Origin of the sequence: Roseateles paludis (genome assembly GCF_039872745.1) — a bacterium.
GTDB classification, from domain to species: Bacteria; Pseudomonadota; Gammaproteobacteria; order Burkholderiales; family Burkholderiaceae_C; genus Pelomonas; species Pelomonas paludis.
This window is the reverse complement of sequence record NZ_JBDPZD010000003.1, coordinates 58567-81395: the sequence shown is the minus strand read 5'-3', so window position 1 is coordinate 81395 and position 22829 is coordinate 58567. Positions and strand designations below refer to the sequence as shown.

Here is a 22829-nt window from a genome sequence, read left to right as displayed (position 1 = left end):
AACCACAAGTTTGCGGGTTGCACTCTTGGCCAAAAAGCTCAGCGAAGCCGAATTGGGCCCCGGCATTCACCTGTCCAACCGCAATCTCGGTCAAGCGCACTGGCCCCCCCCGCCTCGCAGAATGCGCGCCATGCCCACCCCGCCTGAATTCGTTGGACGCGCGCTTTCACACCTACATCGCCATCTCTATGAAGCCGTGTCGCTGACCGCACTGGCGGCTGTGGCCGGGGTGTCTGCCTTCCACCTGCAGCGGGCCTTCAAACACGCCTGTGGCCACTCCCCCGCCGAGCGGCTTCGGCTGCTGAGGCTCAAACGGGCGTCGATGCGCCTGCACTTCGAGCCGCCGCGCTCGGTGACCGAGATCGCGTTCGAGGCGGGGTATGAGAACGCGGAGTCGTTCTCGCGGGCCTTTCGCCGCGTGGTGGGGCAGTCGCCCAGCGAGTTCCGGCAGCAGCCGGACTGGCCGCGTTGGCGGGCGTTATTTGCTTTTCCTTTCAGCCCGGAGTTGCCTGAGATGCATGTCGAGATCGTTCACTTCCCGGAGACCGCCGTGGCGGCGGTTGAGCACCTGGGCTCAACGGCCACGGTGTACGAGAGCACGCGCCGGCTGATCGAGTGGCGGCGGGCCAACCGGGTGCCGCCGGGCAGCGCGGCGACCTATGGCATCCACCACGACCTGCGCACTCAGGCCGAGAGCGGCTACCGGGTGGATCTTGCGGTGGCGTCTGAGCGGGCCGTGGCGCCCAATGCGCAGGGCGTGGTGGCCAAGCGCATCCCGGGTGGGCGCTGCGCCAAGGTGCGCCACACGGGATCCCGTGAGTTCATCCCGGCGGTGCAATGGCTGTACACGGAGTGGCTGCCGGCCAGTGGCGAGCAGTTGCGCGACTTTCCGCCCTTCTTCCACTACGTCAACGTCGGGCCCGACGTGGCCGAGCACGAAATGCTGACCGACGTTTATCTACCCATCACAGGTTGACGCCCAGCTCGCCCGCGAGACGCATCACCAATCCGCGCAGCTCAGCCACCTCGGCGCGCAACAGCGCGACTTCCTCATCGCGCGCCGGCAGGGCTTGTGCCTCGGCCACGCTGGCCACGGGGCCGCAGAGCAGGTGCGCCCAGCGGGCTTCACGGGCGCCGGGGGCCTTGGGCAGGCGGACGACCATCGGCCGCTCGCAGCCGGCGAGTTCGTCGAGGAAGCCTTCGACCGATGACACGTCGGCAAAGCGATGCAGGCGCTCGGTGTTGGCGCGCAGCTCGGCGGCGGTTTGCGGGCCGCGGAGCATCAGCTGGGTCAGGATGGCCAGGCCCGCACCGGGCACGCCCAGCGCGCGGGCGCCGTTGTGCTCGTAGCGCACCACACGGCTGCCGCTGACAGTGTTGACCAGGTGCAGGCTGCGCAGTTCGTCCAGCGCGGCCAGGATCTCGGCCTCGCTGACATTCATCACCGGGTCGCGCGCGGTCTTCTGGTTGCAGCCCGAGGCAAGGGCGTTGACGGACAGCGGGTAGCTGTCGGGCACGGTCGCTTCCTTCTCGACCAGCACCGCGAGCACGCGGGCTTCCAGCGGAGTCAAGTCACGCATCGCAGTCAGACCCCGAAGCCGTCATCAGCTTGGATAACCGCGCCATTGATGAAGCGGCTCTCGTTGGCGCAGAGCATCAGCAGCGCGGTGTCCAGGTCTTGCGGCGCACCCACGCGCTTCCTGGGCAGCATGTCGATGAGCTTCTTGCCGCCCTCGGTATCCCAGTAGTGGTGATTGATCTCGGTGTCGATGTAGCCGGGGCAGATGGCGTTGACATTGATGCCGTAGCGGCCCCACTCCAGCGCCATGGCGCGGGTCATGTGGACGACGGCGGCCTTGCTCATCGCGTAGACGCCGATCTGGCTCAGCACGCGCAGGCCGGCCATGGAGGCGATGTTGACGATGCGCCCGCCGATGAAGGTGCCGGGTGCCGCGCCGCGCGAGCGGGCCAGCATGCGCTTGCCCACTTCCTGCGCCACGAAGAAGGCACCGCGGGTGTTGGTGTCCATCACGAAGTCGTAGTCGGCTTCGGTCACGTCGGTCAGCTTCTGCGTGGTGCTGACGCCGGAGTTGTTGATGAGGATGTCGAGCGTGCCGACCTCGGTCTCGGCGTGCGCCACCGCGGCGCGGATGCTGTCGACGTCGGTCACGTCGAGCGCCACCACATGGGCATCGCCGCCATTGCCCTCGATCTCGGCGCGCAGCGTCTTGAGCCGCTCAACGCGCCGGCCCGCCAGCACCACACAGGCGCCGGCCTTGGAGAGCGTGCGAGCGAACTGCGCGCCCAGACCGCTGGACGCGCCCGTCACGAGGGCCACGCGGCCGGAAAGATCGATGGAAACGCTCATGGTCTTTGCCTTCTGGCCCTCGGCCGGGCGCCGATGCACCGAACTACTTTCGAGGGCCGAATCACGATAGCACGCAAGGCCTGGCAGCCAGCCGGAATCAAAAAGCACAGCTGCACGGCTTTGGAAGCCCCGCCCTAAAAAAGCACGGTCGTTCGATTCGTAGAATCCAGGCCCAGTGCATCGACACCCGGAGCCGCCATCCATGACCCCCGAAGACATCCTGGCCCAGTACGGCCCGCGCGAAGCGATGGAGTACGACGTGGTCATCGTCGGTGCCGGCCCCGCCGGTCTGGCCACGGCCATCCGGCTCAAGCAGTTGCAGCCCGACGCGAGCATCGTGGTGCTGGAAAAGGGCTCAGAGCCCGGCGCCCACATCCTCTCGGGCGCAGTGATGGACCCGCGCGCGCTCAACGAGTTGCTGCCCGACTGGCAGGCCCAAGGAGCCCCGCTCAAGCAGCCGGTGACCGGCGACGACGTGCTCTTCCTGTCCGAGCTTGATGCCACGCGCACGCCCGATGCCTTCGTGCCGCGCAACTTCCACAACCACGGCTGCTACGTCATCAGCCTCTCGGACGTGACCAAGTGGCTGGCCCAGCAGGCTGAAGGCCTCGGCGTCGAGATCTTCCCAGGCTTTGCGGCGGCCGAGGTGCTGTACGACGACGAGGGCCGCGTCAAGGGCGTGGCCACCGGCAATATGGGTGTCGGCAAGGACGGCGAGCCGCACGATGGTTTCCAGATCGGCATGGAGCTGCTGGGCAAGTACACGGTCTTTGCCGAGGGGGCGCGCGGCCACCTGGGCAAGCAGCTGCTGGCCAAGTTCAAGCTGACCGAGGGCCGCGATGTGCAGACCTATGCCATCGGCATCAAGGAGCTGTGGGAGATCCCGGCTGACAAGGCACAGCCCGGGCGCGTCGTCCACACCGCTGGCTGGCCGATGACGGACAACACCTTTGGCGGCGGCTTCCTCTACCACCTGGAGGGCAACAAGGTCACGCTGGGCTTCGTGATCGGGCTGGACTACCAGAACCCCTTCCTGAGCCCCTTTGAAGAGATGCAGCGCTGGAAGGCCCACCCGGCTGTCCGCGCCCACATCGAGGGTGGCAAGCGCATCGGCTACGGCGCCCGCGCCATCAACAACGGCACGCCCCAGGCCCTGCCCAAGCTGGTCTTCCCCGGCGGCGCGCTGGTGGGCTGCGATGCCGGCTTCCTGAACGCCGCGCGCATCAAGGGTAGCCATGCCGCCATCAAGAGCGGCATGCTCTGCGCAGAAAGCCTGGCCCAGGCCCTGGCCGCCGGCCGCAGCCAGGACGAGCTGGAAAGCTACCCCAGCGCCTTCGAGGCCAGCTGGCTGAACCAAGAGCTGCAACAGAGCCGCAACTTCAAGGGCTGGTTCAAGAAGGGCCAGGCCGTGGGCACCGTCATGACCGGCATCGAGCAATGGCTGCTGCCCAAGCTCGGTGTGCAGAGCCCGCCTTGGACGCTGCACAACAAGAAGGCCGACCACGAGGCCCTGCGCCCGGCGGCGGAATGCGCCCCCATCGACTACCCCAAGCCCGATGGCAAGCTGAGCTTTGACCGGCTCTCCTCGGTGTTCATCTCCAACACCAACCACGAAGAGAACCAGCCCGCGCACCTGACGCTCAAGGATGCCGCCGTGCCCGTGGCTACCAACCTCGCGCGCTTTGCCGGGCCTGAGCAGCGCTACTGCCCCGCGGGCGTCTACGAGTTTGTGAAGACCGACGCCGGTGCCGACCGCCTGCAGATCAACGCGCAGAACTGCGTGCACTGCAAGACCTGCGACATCAAGGACCCGACGCAGAACATCGTCTGGGTCACGCCCGAAGGCGGCGGCGGGCCCAACTACGCCGGGATGTAAGCCGGCCCAGCGCCTGTGAATGAATCCGGTGCGCCCGAGCGGGCGTGAGGGATTTTTTCGCAGGCTCTCAGAGCCCCAGCTTGCGCATCCACTCGGCCACGCCGCGGGCGCCGGCATCGCCTTCGCCCAGGGCCTCGACCATGCGAGAGCGCTCACTGGCTGCGCGGTTCTGGCTGAGCTTGAATTTGGCCTGCCAGCGCGTCACGTGCAGGCGCAAACCGACGATGGCGCCCAGCAGCTTCTGCTGGTAGTCCTCCGGCAGGCCGCGCCACTGCGGCGCGTAGCTCGGCTCCATCTTCCCGATCAGGCGCTTGAGCAGCGCGTCCTTGCTGGCGGGCTCGTCCAGCACCTCGACGCGGCCCCAGCAATGCACGGCCAGGTAGTTCCAGGTCGGGACGTTGCGCTCGTGGTCGTAGTGGCGCGGGCTCACATAGCAGTCCGGCCCGCTGAAGGCGGCCAGCAGCTCGCCCCCGTCGCGCTGCAGCAGCGCCTGGGCCTGAGGGTTGGCGCGCGCCCAGTGGCCCTCCAGCACCAGCGCATCACCGTCACGCTGCGCCACCATGGGCATGGGGTTGGCCAGCGGCGATCCTTCCGCGTCCACGCCAATCAGGAGCGCCAGCGGGTGGGATGCAATCAAGTCAAGGACGTGGCTGAGGTCGGCTTGTTCGAAGTGGCGGGGCAGGTACATGGCGCGACCCTATCATCCCGGCGCCCATCCCTTCACGGCACCCGTGCACCCCGACCGCCCCGCCCTGCTGACCGTCCAGCCCTTTGACTCGCCGACCGAAGAAGTGGCCGTCGAGCTGCCGGTGGCGCTGGCCATCAACGAGGTCTCGCAGGCCGTGATGCTGGCCACGCCAACTGACGTGGAGGACTTTGCCGTTGGACTCGCGCTCGCCGAGGGCTGGCTGCAGGGCGTGGACGAGCTGCTGGATCTGGAGATCGAACCCGCCGAGCAGGGCCTTGTCGTTCAGATGCGCGTCACCGCCCAGGCCGAGCAGCGCGTGCGCCAGCGCCGCCGCACGCTGGCCGGCCGCACGGGCTGCGGGATTTGCGGCGTCGAGAGCCTCGCGGCCCTGGCTGACCTTGAAATGCCCAGCGTGCAGCCGCTGCAGTTGGATGCCGCCACGCTGAGCCTCGGCATGCAGGCGCTGCAGCAGGCCCAGGTGCTCAACGCCCGCTGCGGTGGCTTGCACGCCGCCGCATGCATCGAGGCCACCGGCCAGTTGCTGATCGCCCGTGAGGACGTGGGCCGCCACAACGCGCTGGACAAGGTCATCGGCGCCCTCGCCCGCCAGGGCCGCCACGGTGCGGGCCTCGCTTTCGTCGTGTCCAGCCGCGCCAGCGTCGAGCTGGTGCAAAAGGTGGCCCGCGCCGGGGGCGGCCTGCTGGCCTGCGTGTCGGCGCCCAGCAGCCTCGCCATAGCAACCGCCCGCCGCGCCGGCCTGCCGCTATGGGCCTTCGTCCGCGAGGGTCGCGCCACGCGCTACGCCTAAGCGCCTTGCCAAAGCAGGAAAATCGCAGCCATGGAACAAGCCGTCTTCGACTACACCCGCCAGGACGCCGCCGGTGTCTGCTCCACCAAGCATGCCTGGGCCAAGGTGCCTGCGCCGCTGAGCCGGCCCGAGCGGGATGCATTGATCGAGCGCGCCACCGCCCTGCTCAAAGCCCAGAACGCCGTGCTCGTGGCCCACTACTACGTGGACGGTGTGCTGCAGGACCTGGCCCTGGCCACCGGCGGCTGCGTGTCCGATTCGCTCGAGATGGCCCGCTTTGGGCGCGACCACGCGGCCCAAACTCTGGTGGTGGCCGGCGTGCGCTTCATGGGCGAGACGGCCAAGATCCTCAGCCCCGAAAAGCGCGTGCTGATGCCCGACCTCGACGCCACCTGCTCGCTCGACCTCGGCTGCGAGGCCGACGACTTCGCCGCCTTTTGCGACGCCCACCCGGACCGCCAGGTTGTCGTCTACGCCAACACCAGCGCGGCGGTGAAGGCCCGCGCCGACTGGATGGTCACCAGTTCCTGCGCGCTGGAGATCGTGGCCTACCTGCACGCCCAAGGCAAAAAGATCCTCTGGGCCCCCGACCGCCACCTCGGCCGCTACATTCAGGAGCAAACCGGCGCCGACATGCTGTGCTGGAACGGCGCCTGCATCGTCCACGACGAGTTCAAGGGCCTGGAGCTGGAGCTGCTGCGCGAGCAGCACCCCGGCGCCCTGGTGCTGGTGCACCCCGAGTCGCCGCGCAGCGTGGTCGAGCAGGCCGACGTCGTCGGCTCCACCTCGGCCCTCATCAAGGCCGTGGTCGAGGGCCAGGCCCCCGCCTACATCGTCGCCACCGACAACGGCATCCTGCACCGCATGCGCCAGCTGGCCCCCGGCAAGCTGCTCATCGAGGCGCCTACCGCCGGCAACAGCGCCACCTGCAAGAGCTGCGCGCACTGCCCCTGGATGGCCATGAACGGCCTGGCCAACCTCGTCGAGTGCCTTGAGCAAGGCCAGCCCCAGATCCAGGTCGAGGAAGGCATCCGCGCCAAGGCCCAAGGCTGCATCACCCGCATGCTCGACTTCGTGGCCGCTCACAAAGCCAAAGCCGCGGGAATGAAGGCAGGAATTGGCGCTGCCTGAGCCTTTCTGGGTGGTCAGACCCGACGCGGCAGGCTATAAAACTCGTTGACCCGCACACCGCCAGGGACGCTCACCATGAATGCCGACTTCAGCTCCATCTACAACCACCACGAACGCGAAGTGTTTGCCGCCGTGGTCGACTCGGCCAAGGACTACCCCAACCTCGCCATCAGCAACGACCTGCTGTGCGACGTCGCCTGCGTGGCCCTCAACCGCCTCGGCCCCCGCTACATCCGCCACGAGGTGGACTTCAGCTTCTACCTGACCGAACACGAGCGCCACGAGATCGACAACGCCATCAACGAGGCTGTCAGCTACGCGTTCAACTTTGTGCAGGCGCGGACGGCGCTGAGGGCACGGAAGTAGGGCGGGTTGCGCGCTTTGGACCGTCAATACCGTTGTCGGCTCCCTCAGCCGCACTTCATGACTCACTCAAGTTTCAATCTGAGGCGCCGGGCCTGTTCAGCCAAGAACGGCCAGCCCGGAGGATCAGATAGCACCCAGGGCGGCTTCGAATAGGCCAAGCAGCACTCAAGCAATCGGAGCAGCGAGGCATCGTCTTTGAGCGCCACGAGATGGCAGTCAATCAAGCGCAAATAGTCGGCAAAAAGCGCTCGGACGCCATCCACAGACATGGGCCATGCCTGCGCATTTGGTTCCTCAGACTCTGCCCACTTCAGATGCGACAGCCTCGCGGCAAGGCAGGTTTCAAAGCCCAACCTGAATGCATCGACGCGCGTCGCAGTAAACCAGGCGTCGTCAAGTTGGGTGAAGTCATGGACGCTCTTCGAGAGCAGCGCAACGCTCAAATCGCCGCACATTAAACCGTCTACACCCGGCCACATCCGAGATAGCCCATAGACGCATCTGAATGATGGAGAAAGCTCGCGGTAAAAAAACAAGGCGTGCTCGTCGCACACGCCCGAAGGCGCGGGTCGACACCCGATAGTCCCGAGCAAGCGCGAAAGCTCATCCACGGCCGACTCATCCCGCAGCCGCCACCGCGCGCAAAACCTTCTCATCAGGCTAGAGCTGAACGGCAACGGACTCCCCTAGATGCGGGCGGGTTGCGCCTGCGGCGTAACCCGCCGTTTTGTGGATGGACAAGCCCATCGAATTCATGCTCGGGTCGATGACCCGCCCGATCCTGCTGGTTTCCCTTGCTTCTCCCATCGCTGCAGGCGGTTTTTCCAGACCTCTCGCATGTCTAAGAATCCTGGGCTGATCCACTCCGTCGGCGTGTCTTGGGGGGGATAGGCCTCAAGCTTCTCCGAGCGCAGCGGGCGATAGCTTGCGTAGATGCGCCCGCCTTTTTCTCTCAGCTTGCGCATCACTTCCATGAGCTGCGCACGTTGCTCTACAGCCCAAGGTCGACCTTGCAAAGCATCTACGGTCTCATCAAGATCAATAGCACCGTGGTCCAACAGGAAGTCAACGACTTCTAGCTGTGCCAACCCTGCCGCCTTGACGATCGCCGCAGAACGGCTGGTGGAGGCAGAGTCTGGATGCGGCACGTAGTTGACATCGGCGCCATGCTGAACCAAGGCTTTGACCTTGGCGAGATCCGACGCAGACTCGATCAGCACACTGTCGCCCTCGTACTGCCGGTCGGGTGCAGCGTCACGCCTGATGGGCGCACGCGCGTTGGCGTTGCCCCCATATTGCAGCAGCAGCGCCAGTTCCTCGGCCGAACCTTTGGCGGCGACGATCAAAATGAATGGGAGCGGTTCTTTGTAGACGTCATCCTCGTACGTGAAGTTGGGGTCGGCCCCATGCTTCAGCAGTGCCTGCGCGCCGTCCAAGTTGTGGCGGATCAGGGCGTAGCCCAGCGGCGTCAGGCCACGCATGCCTTTGGAATTCACATTCACCCCCGCGTCCAGGATTCTCCGGATGTCGGCGACCCTGCCTTTGGCCGCAGCGTCAGCCAGTGCGGCGACATCGCTCTTTTGAAACAGTTGCTGCGGCACTGACGCTGCGGTGCTGGAGTCTGATGACGCCACCGTCCAGGCGCCGCCAGCGGCCAGCAGCCCTACCAGAGTGGCAATACCCCACGTTGATCGATTTGGCATGAAAGGTCCCGTCATTGTTTCGGGGGATACGGTGCAGGTCTTGGGCGTCAGGCTCCCACACCTTTGCGTCAGGTCCGCCCTGCCTGTCAACGCCGCAAGGGATCGAGTCAGGTGCTCTTCGACACCGTGATCGACGGGAACTTGGCCGAGTAGTCCTTGCTCTGCGCAGCAATCTTCACGGCCACCTTGCGGGCCAGGTCTTTGTAGAGCGCTGCCGTGGGCCCGTCGGGCTCGGCCACCACGGTCGGCGTGCCGGAGTCGGCCTGGGCGCGGATGTTCATGGCCAGGGGGAGTGAAGCCAGCAACTCCAGCCCGTACTGCGCCGCCATGCGGGCGGCGCCTTCGCTGCCAAAGATGTGCTCGGCGTGGCCGCAGTTGGTGCAGATGTGCACGGCCATGTTCTCGACCACGCCGAGTATGGGGATGCCGACCTTCTCGAACATCTTGAGGCCCTTCTTGGCGTCGATGAGGGCGATGTCCTGCGGGGTGGTGACGATGACGGCCCCCGTAACGGGCACGCGCTGCGAGAGCGTGAGCGCGATGTCGCCGGTGCCGGGGGGCATGTCGATGATGAGGTAGTCGAGGTCCTGCCAGCGGGTCTGGCGCAGCAGTTGCTCCAGCGCCTGGGTGGCCATGGGGCCGCGCCAGATCAGGGCCTGGTCGTCGTCGACCATGAAGCCGATGGAGTTGAGCTGCAGGCCGTGCGCGATCTTGGGCTCCATGGTCTTGCCGTCGAGCGACTCGGGGCCGCCGCTGGCGCCCAGCATCAGGGGCTGGCTGGGGCCGTAGATGTCGGCATCGAGCACGCCCACGCGGGCGCCCTCGGCCGACAGGGCCAGGGCCAGATTGGCGGCGGTGGTGCTCTTGCCCACGCCGCCCTTGCCCGAGGCCACGGCGATGATGTTCTTGACGCCCGGCAGCAGCTGCACGCCGCGCGGCACGGCGTGGGCGATGACGCGGCTGGCAAGTTCCACACTTACGCTGCTCACGCCCGGCACGGCCGAGACGGCCGCCACCACGACGGCGCGCAGCCCCGGCAACTGGCTGGCGGCGGGGTAGCCCAGCTCGATGTCGATTTGCACCTCGCTGCCGTTCACGGCCAGGCGCTTGAGCTGCTTGCCGGTGATGAAGTCCTGACCCGTGTTGGGGTCAATGACGGCTTGGAGGGCGGCGCGGACAGCGGATTCCATGGAAAAAGTAGGTCTGGAGAGGAATACGAGTCTAGGCCCTGCGTCCAAGATCCCTCACGCGCCGTAAGGTGCTGGTATGAACGCTCGCACCCTGCTCCTTCTCGCTTTGATTTGGCCGCTGATGGCCCAGGCCGGCGGCGGCAAGCTGCTGCTGACCGGCGGCGTCAGCAGCATTGACGGCGCCGCCGGTGGTGGCCTCACGCCCTGGGCCTTGACGGGCGGCTATGCGGCCGAGGGCGAATGGGGCGCCACGGCCTTTGTCAGCCGCGCCCGCACGTCAGACTATGGCCTCACCGTCACCGGCGCGGCCCTGGTCTGGAGTGACCGGCTGGAGGTCTCAATCGCCCGGCAAGACTTCAATGCGGCCGACAACCTGGCGCCGCTGGGCCTGCGCGGCCTGCACCTGAAGCAAACCATCGTCGGCGCCAAGCTGCGCATCGCCGGTGAAGCGGTGCTGGACGCTGACACGCTGATGCCGCAAGTCGCACTGGGTGTGCAAGCCAAGCGCGTAGACACCGGAGCCCTGAACCCCACCTTGACCGGCGCCCTGGGCGCCAAGCGCGACGGCTTGGACCTGTATGCCAGCGCCACCAAGCTCTTCCTGGCGCCGGGCGTGCTGGTGAACGGCACGCTGCGGCTGACCAAGGCGAACCAGAACGGCCTGCTCGGCTTTGGCGGCGCGCAAGGCTCTGGCTACCGGCTGATGCCCGAGGTCTCGGTGGCCTGGCTCGCCAGCCGGCAGGTCGCCATCGGCGCCGAGTACCGCGCCAAACCCGACCACCTGAACCGCTCGGTGCTGGGCACCGGCGCCCTCAAGGAAGACGACTGGTGGGACGTCTTCGTGGCCTGGGCGCCGTCCAAGACCGTGTCGCTCACGGTTGCCTGGGTGGACCTCGGCCGCATCGCCCCCGCCGTGCAGCCGCGCCGTCAGCACGGCGCCTACCTTTCTCTTCAACTGGCGTATTGACCCATGCGTGCTCTCCTCCTTGCTGTGCTGCTCGCGCTTGGCACCCCAGCCGTCCAGGCCCAGAACACCGACCCGCTCCAGGCCTTCGGGGGCCTGCCGGGACTTAACGCCTTGATGTTGGACTTCCACGCCCGCTTGAGGGCCGATGCCCGCATCGGGCACTTCTTCAAGGACGTCAAAGGCCCGCCCTTTGCGGAGGCGCTGGCCGAGCAGGCCTGCCAGGAGCTGGGCGGCCCCTGCCAGTACAAGGGCGCGCCGATGAAGCTGCTGCACCAGGACTTTGAGATCCGCGCCAGTGACTTCAACGCCCTGGTCGAGGTGCTGCAGGCCGCGATGGACGCGCGCGGCATCCCCTTTGCGGTGCAGAACCGACTGCTGGCGCGCTTTGCGCCCATGCATCGGGACATCATCAACACCCGTTGATTCGGCATCAGCCCATCACGAAAAGTAGACGGCGCGCAACAACCCGGCAACGTCCAGGGGTGATGCTTGCGTCATGCGCCTTGCCTCGTCCCTGCTCTTGCTTGCCAGCGCAAGCGCCCTCGCCCAAAACGCCCCCGCGCCGCCGCAAGGCGCAGCCTCCGCAGCCGCTGGTGGGGCCGACAAGCTCCAGCGTGTCGAGGTCCAAGGCCGCGCCACGGACGACACCGCGCGGCGCATGTCCACGGCGTCCAAGATCGTCATCAGCCGCGAGGAGATCGAGAAGTTTGGCGACTCGACCGTGGGCGAGATGCTCAAGCGCCTGCCCGGCGTGACCACCGGCGGCCGCCCCGGCCGAGGGGGCGATGTGCGCATGCGCGGCATGGGCGGCGGCTACACCCAGATCCTGGTCAATGGCGAGCGCATGGGCCCGGGCTTCTCGCTCGACGAGCTGCCACCCGAGCAGGTGGAGCGCATCGAGGTGCTGCGCGCGCCCACGGCCGAGTACGGCACGCGCGCTGTGGCCGGCACCATCAATGTGGTGCTGCGCGAGGCCTACCGCCGCCGCGTCAACGAGCTGCGCGTGGGCGGGCAGTTGGAGCGCGGCCTCATCAGCCCCGGCCTGGGCTGGAGCCGCAACGACAGCTTTGGCGAGGGCGGCGCCTACAACATCACCTTGAACACCATGAAGGGCAAGCGGCGTGACGACGTGATCTCCGACGTCAACACCCGCAGCCTGAGCAGCGGCACCAGCGTGGACCAGACCACCCGCGGGCGCAGCGACGACGACCGCGAGGGCCTGTTCATGAACGCCCGCGTGCAGATCCCGCTGGGCCCGGGCTCCAGCCTGGCGCTGCAGCCCTTTGTCGTCGTCAATCGCGGCAGCAATGACAGCAGCATCCGCCAGACCACGACGCCAGCGCCCAACCCCGCGCCGGCCAATTTCTACGACCAGGTGGACACGCATTCCAGCAACCGGATGCAGATGCTGCGCCTGATGTCGCAGCTGCAGCTGCGGCTGGACGCCGAATCGCGCGTGGAGGCGCGCGCCAGCCTGGGCAGCGGCAACTCCCACGGCAGCAGCGAGCGGCAGGAGCGGCTGGCCGGCATGGCCACGCGCCTGCAGCAGGACCGCAACGACAACCGCGACCGCTCCTGGAACGCCATGGCCAAGTACTCGCGCACCGTGGGCGAAGGCCACAGCGGCGTGGCTGGCCTGGAGGCCGAGGGCCAGACCCGCAGCCAGGACCGGGTCAGCCTCGTCAACGGCCTGCCCCGCACCGACCTGACCGAGTTTGGCGACAGCCTTGACGCCGCCACCTCGCGCGTCGCCGTCTATGCGCAGGACGAGTGGACGCTGGACAAGCAGTGGGACTTCTACTTCGGTGCCCGCTGGGAGGGCATCCGCACCCGCAGCACGGGCGCCAGCTACCAGGCCAGCAACCGCTCAGGCGTCTTCACGCCCCTGGTGCACGGCCGCTACAAGCTGGACGAGCGCGGCCGCGAGATGATCCGCGCCAGCATCACCCGCAGCTACCGCAGCCCGCAGTTGCAGGACCTGATCGGCCGCCCCAGCATCAACACCCAGGTGCCGCACCAGGCCAACACACCTGACCGCGCCGGCAACCCCGACCTCAAGCCCGAGCTGGCCACCGGCCTGGAGATCGGCTACGAGAAATACCTCGCCAAGGGCGGCCTGCTCAGCGTCAACCTCTTCACCCGCCGCATCTCTGACCTGATGCGCACCCAAACCCTGCTGGAGACGGTCAGCTGGTCGCCCACGCCGCGCTGGGTGGCCCGGCCGCGCAACATCGGCAAGGCCACCACCAGTGGTATCGAGCTGGAGGCCAAGTTCCGCGCCGACGAATGGTGGGAGGGCGCGCTGCCGGTCAGCCTGCGCAGCAACCTGAGCCTGTTCACCTCCAAGGTGGACGGCATTCCGGGCCCGCACAACCAGATCGACGCCCAGCCCAAGGGCACGCTCAACCTCGGGGCCGACTACCGGCTGCGCTCCATCCCCCTCACCCTGGGCGCCAGCGTCAACTTCACGCCCTCGTCCGTCATCCAGCAAAGCCTGCTGACCGAGGTGGAAACCGACCGCAAGCGCGTGTTCGACGCCTTTGCGCTGTGGAACGTGGACACCGCCCTGTCGGTGCGCCTGTCGGCCAATAACCTGGCGCCGCTGGACTACCTGTCGGGCAGCGTCATCACGACGGGCGACCAGCTCATCAGCTCGCGCAGCGGTGGCCCCAGCTACACGGCCTGGCAGCTGCGGGTCGAGTACAAGCTCTGACCGAGTTAGCGCGCCGTGCAGGCGCCAGGGCGTCCGCTGGTGCGGGCACAGCGTCCGGCGGCTGGAATTCCCTCACGGTCGCGCCCACTTTGCACCCGCCCTTTTGGTTGGCGTGGCCTGTAGTTGGCGGCATAGTGGGAGCCCCAAGCCACTTCGTCTCCCATGCCCACTCGCGGACTCCTTGCCGCGCTACTGGCTGCGCTGTTCGTCCTCAGCGCCCTAGCGATGGCACTGAGCGATCAGATCCTGGACCACGTGCTGGTGGTGCCTCCGGTGCCACAGGAGCAACTCGTCCTATTTGGGGATGAAACCGAGGGCGGCACTTCCGAGGCCCGCTTGATCAGCGCCGAGCAGCGCCACGCGCAGTGCCTGCTTCGACCCACCTTTGCCTACCCGTTCTGCGGCTTCGAGGTCAAGCTGACCCCCGAGCCCCTGAAGGGCCTGGACCTGCGCAGCTACCACACCCTGCGCTTGGGGCTGCGCTACACCGGCCCGTCCAAGACCATCCGCGTGCTGGTGCTCAATGCCATCGCCGGCTACTCCAAGCTGGGCGAGCGCGAGAGCCTGAAGTTCAACGAGATCGAGTTCGGGGTGGATCAGCTGCGCAACCACATGGTGGACATCCCGCTCAACGCGCTGTCGGTGCCGCCGTGGTGGATCAAGCGGCGCCACGTGCCGCCGGCCAACAGCCAGACAGAGTTCGACAACGTGGTGCAGATCGGCATCAACAGCGGCACGGTGGACCCGCTGGGCACGCACGACTTTTACATCGACAAGATCGAGATCATTGGCCAGCGCATCTCCAAGGAGACCTACTACCAGGCCATCCTGGGCCTGTGGCTGGTGGTGGGCGGCTTGCTGATGGCGCGCTGGTTCTGGCAGATGCGCCAGGAGGTGAGCCGCCGCAAGCAGCGCGAGCAGGAACTCGAAGCCATGAACGCGATCCTGGACCGCCACTCCCAGGCGCTGGACCAGCAACGCAAGACCGACCCCCTCACCGGCCTGGCCAACCGCCATGGCCTGGAGGCCTCACTGCAAAGGGCCTTCGAGGAATGGGAGCAGCACCAGGAGCCCGTCAGCCTGGTGATCATCGACATCGACCACTTCAAGCGCCTGAACGACACCCACGGCCACTTGGCCGGCGATGCCGTGCTGCGCGGCCTCTCGGACGTCGTGCGCCAGCACATCCGCGAGCCGCAGGACTTCCTGGCCCGCTGGGGGGGCGAGGAGTTCGTGGTGGTCTGCCACGGCTGCAAGGCGCCGCAGGCCGTGGCCCTGGCCGAGAAGATCCGCAAGCTGATCGAAGAGTCCGTCTTCGAAGGCGAGTTGCGCGCCACGGCCAGCTTCGGGGTGGCCGAGATCCAGCCCGGCCAGACCCTGTCCACGCTGTTCGCCGCCGCCGACGCGGCCCTCTACCGCGCCAAGGGCGAGGGCCGCAACCGGGTGGTGTTTGCGGGCGCCGGTGCCGGCGCCAACACCGTACCGGCTACCGTTTGAGGTCTTCGAAGAAGGCCTGGCTGTTTGAGGGCCGGCCGAGGAAGTCCTGCAGCAGCTGCGGGGCTGGCTTTTGCGAGCCCTGCGCCAGCACCCGTTCGCGGTAGCGCGCGCCCACCTCAGGGCTGAGCTTGTCGGCCGCGAAGGCGGTGCGCATGTCCATGGCCTGGACCAGGCTCCACAGGTAGGCGTAATAGCCCGCGCCATAGCTGCTGGCCACGTGGGCAAAGCCGGCCGGGAAGCGCACCCCGGCCACATGCCCCAGCGGCGTGGCCCCTTCCATCTTGGCCCACAGGGCCATGGGGTCGGGCTTGGGGTCGGAGTGCAGGGCCAGGTCGAAGCTGGCGTACAGCTGCTGGCGCCCGAAGAACAAGCCCTTGCCAAAGCGGCGCGCGGCCTGGGCCTTGGCCAGCAGATCGGCCGGCACCGGCGCGCAGCTGGTGCAGACCTCCTGCATGAGCTTGAGCACCTGGGCGTCGAACACCCAGTCCTCCAGCATCTGCGAGGGCGCCTCGACAAAGTCCAGCATCACGCTGGTGCCTGCCTGGCCCACATGGCGGGTGCGCGACAGCGTCACGTGCACCGCGTGGCCAAACTCGTGCAGCAGGGTCTCCATCTCCTGCAGGGTCATGCCCTTGCGGTCAAGGTTGGCCACCAGGGCGGCCGTGGGCGTGCGCTGCAGGCGCGTGGAGCTGCCACGCAGCGGCCAGACGGCGGCATGGTTGTACTTGCCATCGCGCGGGAACAGATCCACATACAGCTGGGCCAGTGGCTGGCCGGTTGCCTTGTCCGAGACCACGAAGGCCTGCGCGTCAAGGTGCCACAGCGGCACGTCCACCTTGGTGAAGCTCACGGCCATCATCTTCTCGACGATGCGCATCACAAAGGGCAGCGCGTGTTCGGACGGGAAGTAGGGGCGGAAGGCCTCCTGCTCGACCTTGTACTTGGACTGGCGCAGCCGCTCGCTGTAGAACTCCGCATCCCAGCGGTTCAGCTTTGTGGCCTCCAGCGGTGTACCCAGATGCTGGGCCTTGGCGGCGCGCAGCTCGTCGATCTCGGCCCGCTCGCGCGCCTGCACCGCCGCGCCCACGCTGGCCAGGAAGGCGCTGGCCGTCTTGCCGTCATGCGCCATGCGGCGGCGCAGGTTGAAGTCCACATAGGTCTTGAAGCCGAACAGGCCCGCGTACTCGGCCCGCAGCGCAGCCACCTCGCCCAGCAGCTTGAGGTTGGCATCACCGCCCTGGTCCCAGCGGGCACGCCACATGCGCTCGCGCACGCTGGCGTCCTCGGCCAGCTGCACGAGGGGCATGTAGGTGGGCATGTCCAGGCCCAGCAGCACGCGGCCCTGGTCGTCCCGCGCGGCTTTGGCCCAGACGCCGGGCGGCACACCGCGCAGCTCGGCCTCGGTGAAGGGCAGCCGGGTGCCTGCATCGCGGATGTTCTTCTGGAAGGCCTGCTCCAGCGCCACCAGCCGCTCGCGGATCTGGCGCGCCCGATCACGCTTGGGGGCCGGCAGGGTCACGCCCGCGTCCTCAAACTGCGCGAGCGACAGCCGCACCAGCTCCTTGTCGATGGCGTCCTTGGGCTGCGCCTTGCGCAGCGAGCGGTAGAGCTTCTCGCTCTGGGCAATGCCTGCGGTGAACTCGGACCACTTCAGAGAGCAAGCCTGGGCCGCATCGCGCAAGGCCTTGTCCGGGTGCACGTACTGTGCAAAGTCCACGGGGTTCTGGGCGTCTTCGATGTAGGCGCTCAGGTCGTCGAGACGCGCCAGCCAGCTGGCATCGACCCGGCTGTCCTCCAGCGCCTTGACACGCTCACGCGCGCCGGCCAGGCCCTGCTCGCAGGAGGTTTCAATCTGCTCGACGCTGCGAAGCTCAGGGTAAGCCGGGCCCGGCAGCGTGGCGCCGGCGTGGCAACTGCCCGCAGCCAACAGGCAAGCCAGGGCCAGGAGTCTGCGAGACAGCGGGGGGATCAAAGGCAGGGACATCAGACGCTCCAAGGTCAGGATCGACAAGGCCCGCGCCGTCATGGGGCGCGGGCGGCAAGACGCCCATTCTGACCAGCGTTGGCGCCGGCTGACGAAGGTCAGCCCCTCGGGCTCACCCCTAGGAGCCTGAGCCTGGCTTCAGCTGCAGCCGCTGCTGCCGCAACCGCTCTGGGCCTCGCCCTGGGGCGGGCGGGCGAATTGGCCGGTCGCCGGGTCAAAGCCGGTCTGCTGCATGGTGTAGACCAGGGCAGCGTCCATCGCCTCGGCGTGGAAGCCAAACCACTGGCCCAGCTCGGTGGGCAGGCGCCGCACCGGGTCCAGGTCCTTGCCCGCCTCGACGTGGTTGCGCACCTCGCGCAGCACGTCCAGCACCAGCGCGTGCTGGCGGCTGTGGCAGTTCTCGGGCGCAAAGCCCACGGCCGCCATCCAGCGCTCTTCCATCCCGAAATGCGCCTCGGTGTGGGTAATCAGCCCATCCAGCGCCTCCAGCAACTGCCCTTGCGTGGCGGCCTCGGCGTTGACGAGGTCGTGCAGCCCATTGAGCAAGTCCACGAACTCGCGGTGGGTGGCGTCGATGTGCGGCTCGTGGAGCTCAAGTTCGGGCGTCCAGGAGACGGCGGCGGAGGCAACTGCGGTAGTCATGGTGGGAGCTTAGAGCGGGCGGCTGACGCCGGCCTTGAACAAGATCAACGTGGCAGGACGCCGTCGAAGTAGAGCGAGCTGTCCAGCGACAGCACAAAGCCCTTGACGCTGGCGCGATGGGGCACGGAGATGGCGCCGTGGGCCAGGGGGCTCCAGGGGAGTTGCTGGGTGGCCAGGCGCAGGGCCTTGGCGTAGGCGGCTTTGCGTGCCTCGCGGGTGAGGCCGGCGCGGGCTTCGGCGAGGAGTTTTTCGTAGTCGGCGTTGCACCAGAAGGTGCCGCTGGCGGAGCCGCAGCCGAGCTGGCCGGCCGTGTTGGCGGGCTCGGTGTCGCCGTTCCAGCCCAGCAGCACGGTGTCGTGCTCGCCCTTGTCCACGCGGCGCAGGTATTCGCCCCACTCGTAGGTGACGATGTTGGCCGTGACGCCGACCTTGGCCCAGTCGCTCTGGATCAGCTGGGCGATGAGCTTGCTGTTGGGGTTGTAGTTGCGGATGACGGGCATGGACCAGAGGCTGATGCTCAGGCCCCCCTTTCCGGTAGCGCCGGCCTTCTTGAGCAGCTCGCGCGCCTTCTCGGGGTTGTAGGCATTGCCCTTGATGCTGGGGTCATTGGCCCAGTTGGCGGCGGGCATCAGGGTCTGGGCCAGCACGCCGGCGTCGCCGAACACGGTCTTGACGAGCGTGGCCTTGTCGATGGCCATGTCCAGCGCCTGCCGCACCTCGACCTTGCCGAGCACCGGGTGCTTGGTGTTGAAGGCCAGGTAGCCGATGTTCATGCCGGGCGAGGTGCTGACCTTGATGGCAGGGTCCTTGCGCAGCTCGGCCAGGTCAGCCGGGGCCACGGGGTCGGCGATGTCGCATTCGTCGCGCTTGAGGCGCTGGGCGCGCACATTGCCGTCGGGCGTGACGGCAAAGACGAGCGTGTCCACCCGAGGCCGCTCGGCGGCGCGGAACCAGCCGGGGTGCTTGACGAGGCGCAGCTGGCTGTCAACCCGGAAGCTCTTGAGCTGGAAGGGCCCTGTGCCCACGGGCGCCATGGCAATGCGCTCGGGCTTGCCGCTCTTGAGCAGCTGCGCGCCGTACTCGGCCGACTGGATAGACGCGAACGAGCCCGTCAGTGCCGACAAGAAGGCGGCATCGCGCTGCGCGAGCGTGAAGCGCACCTGGGTGGGCGAGAGCTTCTCGACCTTGGCGATCAGCTTCTCCCAGCCGTAGGACACGACATAGGGCGAGACGATGGGCAGGGCCTTGCCAAAGGCGCTGTCGCGGTTGAGCAGACGCCCGAAGGTGAAGAGCACGTCGTCGGCGTTCAGCTCACGCGTGGGCTTGAAGTCTTCGGTGGTCTGGAAGGCAACGCTTCTGCGCAGATCGAACGTGTATTGCAGCCCGTCGGGACTGACGGTCCAGCGCTCGGCCAGCGCGGGCGTCAGCTCGTCGGTGCCGCGCTTGTATTCGACGAGCTGGCTGAAGATCTGGTCGGTGGCGCGGTGGTCCACACCGCTGTCGGAGTTGGCGGGGTCGAAGGTCTTGGGGCTGCCGGTGGAGCAAAAGCGCAGCAGGCTCGGGCCTTGCGCCCAAGACGCGGCGGGCAGAGCAACGAAGGCAGCGGCCACCAGCAGGCGTGCGACAACAAACTTGGGCTTCATGGACGTTCGATCTTGGCTGAGGGCACAAAGGGCCGGATGGACAGAGCAGCGTACAGCTCGTCGGGCGCCAGGGCCACGCCGCCCTGGATGACCAGGGCCACGCGGCGGATGTCGGCCAAGCGCTCGACGGGGTTGCCGTCGATGAGGATGAGGTCGGCGAGCTTGCCGCGCTCGATGGCGCCAATCTCATGCGCCCGGTCACTGTGTTTGGCGCCGTTCCAGGTGGCGATGCGCAGCACCTCGGGGATGGGGATGCCGGCCTCGGCATACAGCTCCAGCTCGCGCTGCATGGCAAAGCCGGGCGTGGCGTCGGTGCCGGCCACCAGGGGCACGCCGGCGGCGTGCATGCGGCGCACCAGGTCCATCATCACCGCCCAGGAGGCCGAGTAGCGGCGGGCATTGCCATCGTTGACCTCCATCTCGGCGGCGCGCAGGCCGCGCTGCAGGCTGGCCGGCAGGTGGCTCGCAATCGCCGCGTAGCTGGGGTTGATGCTGCCCTGGCGCTGCAAATACATGGCCTCAAAGGCCACGGCCGTGGGGTCGACCACGGTGCCGGTGCGGCGCAGCAGGGCGATGAAGTCGCGGGTGCGTGCGTCGTCGAGCTTGAGGGTGTGGGCACGGTCGCCCGGCAGGGTGAAGCGCAAGAGCGTGCGCGTGTCGTCCTGCGGGCCGACGAGGAAGTTGAGCGTGACCTGGTTGATGTGGTGCAGCTCGCGGTAGCCGGCCTGCACAGCCTGCGCCGCCGTCATGAAGGCTGGCACATGGCCGCCCACGCGCAGGCCCAGCTGCCGCGCGTGGGCGGCCATGGGCTTCACCCACTCGGGGCGGATGGAGTTGTAGAGCTTGAGCTGGCGGTAGCCATGGGCGGCATACCAGTCGATGGCGGCCAGGGCCTCGGCCAGCGTGTCGGGCACGAAGTCGGCCTGCGAGGAGAACGGGCTCTTGCCCTCGATGAAGCCATTGGCCGCGATGCGTGGCCCCAGCACCTCGCCGCTGTCGATGCGCGCCTTGAGCGCAGCCAGGTCGGCATTGCTGTTGCCCAGGTCGCGCACAGCCGTCACGCCGGCAGCGAGGTTGAGCAGCAACTGGCTGGGGTCCACATGGCTGTGCATGTCCACGAGGCCGGGCAGCAGGGTGCGGCCTTGGCCGTCGATGACCTGGGAGACGCCCAGCTTGCGCAAGGCATCGAGCGACCCGGCCGGCTGGATGGCGGCGATGCGGCCGTCGTAGACAAAAACATCAGCCGGCCCGCGCAGCTGGGCGGCGGGTGCGTCAAACCAGCGCACCTGGCGGATCACGGTCAGGCCCGGCAGCGGGTGCGCGAGGCGGCGTGCCAACGCGGCGAGCTCGTCGCTGCGGGCTTGCTGCTGCAGGGCCTCCAGCGCCGGGATGTCGGCCGCAAAGCCCTGCCAGATGGTGCCGCCCCAACCGGGCGAGAGCTGCGCGAAGAAGGCGCCGTCGTCAGCCCGCAGCCAGATGTGGACGGGCGCGAGGTCGAGACCATGGACGGCGTAGAGCACCAGCGACTGGTCGCGCAGTTGGTGCTGCAAGACCCGCTCGGCCCGCACCTCGCCGGCCGGCAAGGCAGGGCGCGGCTGGCCATCGCGCAGCGCGCGCGTCAGCTGCCCCAGCCACCAGGGCGAACCGTCCACGGCCAGGTAGACCGATGGCGCCGGCGTGCTCGCTTGCTCGCCCGCGTCCACGCGCGAGCGCCACTGGGCGCTGCCGCCCGGCTGGCGCTCGAACTCGTCGCGGATCAACGCGCCGTAGGTGGACACGCCCTCGGCGCGGTAGCGCGGCCAGGTGCCGGCGGCGTCGATCTGGATCCACTCCTTCAGCTCGGGGCCGCGGCCGTTGTCCTTGAACTGGTAGCTGACCTGCCACTGGCTGCCTTGCTGGGTAGCGACCAGCTCGCCACAGGCCGCGTGCACGCAGACGACCTCGTAGCGCTGTGGGGGCTGTGTGGGCTGCGCCTGCGCAGCCAGGGCGCTCAGCAGCCACCCCGCCAGCCACCAGTGGCGCAAGATCTTCATGAGATCGAGGCCACGCCCTTGTTGGCCAGCGCGTCGGCGCGCTCATTGCCGGGATCGCCCGCGTGGCCCTTGACCCAGCGCCAGTCCACGTGGTGCAGCTTGCGCAGCGCATCCAGGCGCTGCCAGAGGTCGGCGTTCTTCACGGGCTTGCCATCGGCCGTCTTCCAGCCCCGGCGCATCCAGTTGGCGATCCACTCGGTCATGCCTTTGCGGACGTACTCGCTGTCGGTGTAGACCACCACGTCGCATGTGCGCTTGAGCGAGGCCAGGGCCTCGATCACGGCGGTCAGCTCCATGCGGTTGTTGGTGGTGCCGGGCTCGCCGCCAAAGAGTTCTTTCTCGTGGCCATTGCTTTGCAGCCAGGCGCCCCAGCCGCCAGGGCCGGGGTTGCCCTTGCAGGCGCCGTCGGTGTAGACGATGACGCTAGGGCGTTTGATCGCAGCAGGGGCAGTGGCGGGAGTGGCCGGTGCGGCGGATTCAGTCATGCACGTCCTTGGAATGCGGGTTCATCGCCACGGCGGTGGCGTGTTTGGGTTGCAGGCGCCGCGCCCGCTTGAGCCCCACCAGCCGCGTGCCCTGCACGCGCTTGACGGCCTGCAGGTAGTAGGCAGCGCCGAGCACCGGCCACCAGCGGGCACCGATGCGCTCGGTCCAGCGCCAGCGCTCCAGCCAGACCTCGCTGCGCAGCGGCGGGCGGTAGAGCCCAAAGCGGCCGACCTCGATCTCGTAGGACAGCAGGCGCAGCCAGTCGCGCAGCCGCCAGTAGCCGAGGAACTCGCCGGCGCGCGGCAGATAGGGTTGTCCCAGCCGCTGGCGGATGCCCCAGAGGCTGGTGGGGTTGAGGCCGACGATGATCAAGCGCCCCTCGGGCCGCAGCACGCGGTCCACCTCGCGCAGCAGTTGGTGCGGGTCCGGCGCCATCTCCAGCGCGTGGGGCAGCACGACGAGGTCCAGGCTGTCGCTCGGGAAGGGCAGCGCATCGAAGTGGCAGAGCAGGTCCCGCCCCGCCACCCAGCGCTGGGGCATGCGGTTGGCGCGCAGGCCGTCAATCACCGGCAGGCCCAGCTGCAAGGCGTGGAAGCCAAAGCGGTCGGCCACTGCGGCGTCCAGCTGGCTCTGCTCCCAGTCCAGCAGATAGCGGCCGGGCGGGGTGTTGAGCCAAGCCTCAAAGGCTTGTTGGCCCGCATCGCTGCAGGCCACGCCCGGGGCCGAGGCGTCGC

General features: G+C 67.9%; 21 protein-coding genes. 9 read left to right on the top strand and 12 right to left on the bottom strand.

The features are described from left to right. Positions 1-130: 130 nt before the first annotated feature. Positions 131-976: an AraC family transcriptional regulator gene (locus ABDJ85_RS11685; RefSeq protein ID WP_347704956.1), complete on the top strand. Its 846-nt coding sequence runs from the start codon at positions 131-133 to the stop codon at positions 974-976. Here ABDJ85_RS11685 and ABDJ85_RS11680 read toward each other — a convergent pair. Together ABDJ85_RS11680 and ABDJ85_RS11675 are read right to left on the bottom strand one after the other, a co-directional pair. Beyond that, positions 966-1580: a YceH family protein gene (locus ABDJ85_RS11680; protein WP_347704955.1), complete on the bottom strand. Its 615-nt coding sequence runs from the start codon at positions 1578-1580 to the stop codon at positions 966-968. The two genes, ABDJ85_RS11685 and ABDJ85_RS11680, sit on opposite strands and share 11 nt — an antisense overlap. A gap of 5 nt (positions 1581-1585) precedes the next feature. Further along, positions 1586-2368 carry an SDR family oxidoreductase gene (locus ABDJ85_RS11675; protein WP_347704954.1) on the bottom strand — a complete coding sequence of 261 codons (783 nt, stop codon included), beginning with the start codon at positions 2366-2368 and terminating at the stop codon, positions 1586-1588. A gap of 202 nt (positions 2369-2570) precedes the next feature. On the opposite strand from ABDJ85_RS11675, the gene ABDJ85_RS11670 reads away from it, so the two are divergent. After that, positions 2571-4244 (top strand): electron transfer flavoprotein-ubiquinone oxidoreductase, encoded by a 1674-nt coding sequence (locus ABDJ85_RS11670; RefSeq protein ID WP_347704953.1) that lies wholly within the window; start codon positions 2571-2573, stop codon positions 4242-4244. A 67-nt stretch (positions 4245-4311) separates the two neighbouring features. Here ABDJ85_RS11670 and ABDJ85_RS11665 read toward each other — a convergent pair whose 3' ends face one another. After that, the gene (locus ABDJ85_RS11665; protein ID WP_347704952.1) at positions 4312-4932 is read right to left on the bottom strand and encodes an FMN-binding negative transcriptional regulator; all 621 of its coding nucleotides are present in this window, start codon (positions 4930-4932) and stop codon (positions 4312-4314) included. On the opposite strand from ABDJ85_RS11665, the gene fdhD reads away from it, so the two are divergent. The 3 genes from fdhD (at position 4931) to ABDJ85_RS11650 (ending at position 7237) form a co-directional block, all read left to right on the top strand. After that, positions 4931-5740 carry a formate dehydrogenase accessory sulfurtransferase FdhD gene (gene fdhD, locus ABDJ85_RS11660; RefSeq protein WP_347704951.1) on the top strand — a complete coding sequence of 270 codons (810 nt, stop codon included), beginning with the start codon at positions 4931-4933 and terminating at the stop codon, positions 5738-5740. The genes ABDJ85_RS11665 and fdhD overlap by 2 nt on opposite strands. A 30-nt stretch (positions 5741-5770) precedes the next feature. Next, the gene (gene nadA, locus ABDJ85_RS11655) at positions 5771-6871 is read left to right on the top strand and encodes a quinolinate synthase NadA (RefSeq protein WP_347704950.1); all 1101 of its coding nucleotides are present in this window, start codon (positions 5771-5773) and stop codon (positions 6869-6871) included. Positions 6872-6946: 75 nt separating this feature from the next. Continuing rightward, positions 6947-7237 (top strand): late competence development ComFB family protein, encoded by a 291-nt coding sequence (locus ABDJ85_RS11650; RefSeq protein WP_347704949.1) that lies wholly within the window; start codon positions 6947-6949, stop codon positions 7235-7237. A gap of 62 nt (positions 7238-7299) precedes the next feature. On the opposite strand, the gene ABDJ85_RS11645 is transcribed toward ABDJ85_RS11650, so the two are convergent. The 3 genes from ABDJ85_RS11645 to apbC all read right to left on the bottom strand — a co-directional run bounded on the left by ABDJ85_RS11645 (position 7300) and on the right by apbC (position 10130). Then, positions 7300-7791: a hypothetical protein gene (locus ABDJ85_RS11645; RefSeq protein WP_347704948.1), complete on the bottom strand. Its 492-nt coding sequence runs from the start codon at positions 7789-7791 to the stop codon at positions 7300-7302. 198 nt (positions 7792-7989) lie between these two features. Further along, positions 7990-8940, bottom strand: a complete 951-nt coding sequence (locus tag ABDJ85_RS11640; RefSeq protein ID WP_347704947.1) for an ankyrin repeat domain-containing protein — start codon at positions 8938-8940, stop codon at positions 7990-7992. 107 nt (positions 8941-9047) lie between these two features. Continuing rightward, positions 9048-10130, bottom strand: coding sequence for an iron-sulfur cluster carrier protein ApbC (gene apbC, locus ABDJ85_RS11635; protein WP_347704946.1), 1083 nt, complete (start codon positions 10128-10130; stop codon positions 9048-9050). Between the two features lie 76 nt (positions 10131-10206). On the opposite strand from apbC, the gene ABDJ85_RS11630 reads away from it, so the two are divergent. The 4 genes from ABDJ85_RS11630 to ABDJ85_RS11615 all read left to right on the top strand — a co-directional run bounded on the left by ABDJ85_RS11630 (position 10207) and on the right by ABDJ85_RS11615 (position 15307). Then, positions 10207-11097: a DUF3034 family protein gene (locus ABDJ85_RS11630; protein WP_347704945.1), complete on the top strand. Its 891-nt coding sequence runs from the start codon at positions 10207-10209 to the stop codon at positions 11095-11097. Positions 11098-11100: 3 nt separating this feature from the next. Further along, positions 11101-11520, top strand: a complete 420-nt coding sequence (locus tag ABDJ85_RS11625; protein WP_347704944.1) for a group I truncated hemoglobin — start codon at positions 11101-11103, stop codon at positions 11518-11520. Positions 11521-11593: 73 nt separating this feature from the next. Beyond that, positions 11594-13810, top strand: coding sequence for a TonB-dependent receptor plug domain-containing protein (locus tag ABDJ85_RS11620; protein WP_347704943.1), 2217 nt, complete (start codon positions 11594-11596; stop codon positions 13808-13810). 162 nt (positions 13811-13972) lie between these two features. Next, positions 13973-15307, top strand: a complete 1335-nt coding sequence (locus ABDJ85_RS11615; protein ID WP_347704942.1) for a GGDEF domain-containing protein — start codon at positions 13973-13975, stop codon at positions 15305-15307. On the opposite strand, the gene ABDJ85_RS11610 is transcribed toward ABDJ85_RS11615, so the two are convergent. The 6 genes from ABDJ85_RS11610 to ABDJ85_RS11585 all read right to left on the bottom strand — a co-directional run bounded on the left by ABDJ85_RS11610 (position 15297) and on the right by ABDJ85_RS11585 (position 22809). After that, the gene (locus ABDJ85_RS11610) at positions 15297-17291 is read right to left on the bottom strand and encodes a M3 family metallopeptidase (RefSeq protein ID WP_347704941.1); all 1995 of its coding nucleotides are present in this window, start codon (positions 17289-17291) and stop codon (positions 15297-15299) included. The genes ABDJ85_RS11615 and ABDJ85_RS11610 overlap by 11 nt on opposite strands. Before the next feature lie 138 nt (positions 17292-17429). After that, a complete protein-coding gene (locus ABDJ85_RS11605) occupies positions 17430-17933 on the bottom strand; it encodes a hemerythrin domain-containing protein (RefSeq protein ID WP_347704940.1) in 504 nt (167 codons plus the stop codon). Positions 17934-17977: 44 nt separating this feature from the next. Beyond that, complete coding sequence (locus ABDJ85_RS11600) at positions 17978-19576, bottom strand: ABC transporter substrate-binding protein (protein WP_347704939.1); 1599 nt, start codon at positions 19574-19576, stop codon at positions 17978-17980. Then, on the bottom strand, positions 19573-21609 hold the full coding sequence (locus ABDJ85_RS11595; RefSeq protein ID WP_347704938.1) for an amidohydrolase family protein: 2037 nt from the start codon (positions 21607-21609) through the stop codon (positions 19573-19575). The genes ABDJ85_RS11600 and ABDJ85_RS11595 overlap by 4 nt, the downstream gene beginning before the upstream one ends. Further along, positions 21606-22094 carry a ribonuclease HI gene (rnhA, locus tag ABDJ85_RS11590; protein WP_347704937.1) on the bottom strand — a complete coding sequence of 163 codons (489 nt, stop codon included), beginning with the start codon at positions 22092-22094 and terminating at the stop codon, positions 21606-21608. Before rnhA ends, ABDJ85_RS11595 begins: the two co-directional genes overlap by 4 nt. Further along, a complete protein-coding gene (locus ABDJ85_RS11585) occupies positions 22087-22809 on the bottom strand; it encodes a class I SAM-dependent methyltransferase (protein WP_347705375.1) in 723 nt (240 codons plus the stop codon). Before ABDJ85_RS11585 ends, rnhA begins: the two co-directional genes overlap by 8 nt. Positions 22810-22829 lie beyond the last annotated feature (20 nt).

What these genes read in the sequence shown, in the direction of transcription:
- ABDJ85_RS11665 (WP_347704952.1), bottom strand. Translation starts at nt 4,932, where the DNA reads ATGTACCTGCCCCGCCACTTCGAACAAGCCGACCTCAGCCACGTCCTT.
- ABDJ85_RS11595 (WP_347704938.1), bottom strand. Translation starts at nt 21,609, where the DNA reads ATGAAGATCTTGCGCCACTGGTGGCTGGCGGGGTGGCTGCTGAGCGCC.
- ABDJ85_RS11675 (WP_347704954.1), bottom strand. Translation starts at nt 2,368, where the DNA reads ATGAGCGTTTCCATCGATCTTTCCGGCCGCGTGGCCCTCGTGACGGGC.
- ABDJ85_RS11605 (WP_347704940.1), bottom strand. Translation starts at nt 17,933, where the DNA reads ATGACTACCGCAGTTGCCTCCGCCGCCGTCTCCTGGACGCCCGAACTT.
- fdhD (WP_347704951.1), top strand. Translation starts at nt 4,931, where the DNA reads ATGGCGCGACCCTATCATCCCGGCGCCCATCCCTTCACGGCACCCGTG.
- apbC (WP_347704946.1), bottom strand. Translation starts at nt 10,130, where the DNA reads ATGGAATCCGCTGTCCGCGCCGCCCTCCAAGCCGTCATTGACCCCAAC.
- ABDJ85_RS11625 (WP_347704944.1), top strand. Translation starts at nt 11,101, where the DNA reads ATGCGTGCTCTCCTCCTTGCTGTGCTGCTCGCGCTTGGCACCCCAGCC.
- nadA (WP_347704950.1), top strand. Translation starts at nt 5,771, where the DNA reads ATGGAACAAGCCGTCTTCGACTACACCCGCCAGGACGCCGCCGGTGTC.
- ABDJ85_RS11680 (WP_347704955.1), bottom strand. Translation starts at nt 1,580, where the DNA reads ATGCGTGACTTGACTCCGCTGGAAGCCCGCGTGCTCGCGGTGCTGGTC.
- ABDJ85_RS11615 (WP_347704942.1), top strand. Translation starts at nt 13,973, where the DNA reads ATGCCCACTCGCGGACTCCTTGCCGCGCTACTGGCTGCGCTGTTCGTC.
- ABDJ85_RS11670 (WP_347704953.1), top strand. Translation starts at nt 2,571, where the DNA reads ATGACCCCCGAAGACATCCTGGCCCAGTACGGCCCGCGCGAAGCGATG.
- ABDJ85_RS11650 (WP_347704949.1), top strand. Translation starts at nt 6,947, where the DNA reads ATGAATGCCGACTTCAGCTCCATCTACAACCACCACGAACGCGAAGTG.
- ABDJ85_RS11600 (WP_347704939.1), bottom strand. Translation starts at nt 19,576, where the DNA reads ATGAAGCCCAAGTTTGTTGTCGCACGCCTGCTGGTGGCCGCTGCCTTC.
- rnhA (WP_347704937.1), bottom strand. Translation starts at nt 22,094, where the DNA reads ATGACTGAATCCGCCGCACCGGCCACTCCCGCCACTGCCCCTGCTGCG.
- ABDJ85_RS11640 (WP_347704947.1), bottom strand. Translation starts at nt 8,940, where the DNA reads ATGCCAAATCGATCAACGTGGGGTATTGCCACTCTGGTAGGGCTGCTG.
- ABDJ85_RS11610 (WP_347704941.1), bottom strand. Translation starts at nt 17,291, where the DNA reads ATGTCCCTGCCTTTGATCCCCCCGCTGTCTCGCAGACTCCTGGCCCTG.
- ABDJ85_RS11685 (WP_347704956.1), top strand. Translation starts at nt 131, where the DNA reads ATGCCCACCCCGCCTGAATTCGTTGGACGCGCGCTTTCACACCTACAT.
- ABDJ85_RS11620 (WP_347704943.1), top strand. Translation starts at nt 11,594, where the DNA reads ATGCGCCTTGCCTCGTCCCTGCTCTTGCTTGCCAGCGCAAGCGCCCTC.
- ABDJ85_RS11630 (WP_347704945.1), top strand. Translation starts at nt 10,207, where the DNA reads ATGAACGCTCGCACCCTGCTCCTTCTCGCTTTGATTTGGCCGCTGATG.